This is a genomic window from Pseudoalteromonas sp. Of7M-16 (assembly GCF_022347805.1).
Classification (GTDB): domain Bacteria; phylum Pseudomonadota; class Gammaproteobacteria; order Enterobacterales; family Alteromonadaceae; genus Pseudoalteromonas; species Pseudoalteromonas luteoviolacea_F.
Map to the genome: position 1 here is coordinate 1 of NZ_JAKRFY010000057.1, position 1,644 is coordinate 1,644.

At 52.6% G+C, this 1,644-nt stretch carries 1 protein-coding gene; it reads left to right on the plus strand.

What is annotated here, in order from left to right; genetic code table 11:
• Positions 1–1,644 (plus strand): amino acid adenylation domain-containing protein (locus MHN81_RS27915; RefSeq protein WP_239427373.1); only part of this gene is annotated, 1,644 nt, incomplete at both ends.

Genomic DNA, 1,644 nt, shown 5'->3' on the forward strand with positions numbered 1-1,644 from the left:
CAGGGTTTGACTGTCAACTTTGCCTATCAAGGTTGGCGTTTAAGTGCCAAGTTGGTTGCGCAACTTGCCACCAATTTGGCGCGCTTGCTAGAGGCGTTGCAATCACAGGTGGATAAACCGCTGGGCCACATTCAATTATTAGATGCACAGGCGCAGGCAAGTGTGCAACAACTGGGGGTTGGCCAGCAGCAAGTATTACCACAACAGGATGCATTGGCGCTGTTTGAACAGCAGGCAAAGCACACGCCAGCGGCCATTGCGGTGCGCAATGAACACAACGCGCAGATAAGTTATGCCGAGCTTGATGATCGTGCGAACCAGCTAGCCCATGGGTTGCTGGCAGCCGGGTTAACCGCAGAGATGCCGGTGGCGGTGAGCATGACCCGAGGCATTGAAATGATCTTGGCGATTTTAGCGGTGAGCAAAGCCGGTGGTGTATATGTGCCAATCGCAGTGGAACTACCGGACGAGCGCCGAGATTATATTTGCCAACACAGTGGCGCGAAGCTGGCACTGACGAATACCGCTATGGCATTTGCCGATGAGGTGACTTGCTTAAATGTGGCGGAGCTGTCATTCGATACCTACCCGCAAAGCAAACCGAGCGCGGTGCGCCATCATGACCAGCTGGTGTATACGCTGTATACCTCGGGATCGACAGGACTGCCGAAAGGGGTGGCCATCAGTCATGGCAACCTACTTAATTTCTTATTGGGCATGCAGCAACAATTGGGTCTTAAAGGGGCGCAGAATGCACTGGCGTTGACCTCATTGTCCTTTGACATTTCCGGGTTGGAAATATACTTGCCACTGATAAGTGGTGGCACAGTAACCGTGGCACAAAACGCCACCACCCTCACGCCAGAATTATTGGCCGAGCAAGATCTATTGCAAGCGACACCAGCGGGCTGGCGCAGTCTACTGGAACTGGATTTACTCACCGCAGTACAGGGCAAATTCGCCTTGTGCGGGGGAGAAGCACTGCCGGCAGAATTGGTCGATGACTTGGCGGCAACGGGGGTCACACTTTGGAACATGTACGGACCGACGGAAACCACGATTTGGTCCAGTTGTTACCCGGTTACGCAGACACCGGTGCACTTGGGTGAGGCAACGCTGAATACGCAATTGTATGTGTTAGATAATCAACTGAATCTGTGTCCACAGAGGGTGGCGGGTGAGCTGTATATCGCGGGAGCCGGATTGGCGCGCGGGTACTTGTCTCGTCCAGAGCTCAGTGCTGAACGTTTTGTGGCAAACCCGTTTGCGGATGATGGCAGTCGTTTATATCGTACCGGCGATTTGGTGCGTTGGAATCATCAAGGTGAACTAGAATATCTAGGTCGAACAGATCATCAAGTTAAGATCCGGGGTTATCGCATAGAGTTGGGCGACATTGAAGCCCAGCTGTATCGCTGCGTAGGTGTCAGTGAAGCGGTGGTAGTTGATGATGACAGCACGGGCAGTACACAGTTAGTGGGCTATGTATCTGGTGAGCAGTTGGATACAGAGACCATAGGTGCAGCGCTCAGTGAGCGATTACCAGATTATATGGTGCCAGCGCTGATAGTGGTGCTGGATACAATGCCACACAATAGCAATGGTAAAATTGATAGAAAAGCCCTACCTAAACCACAGTGGCAG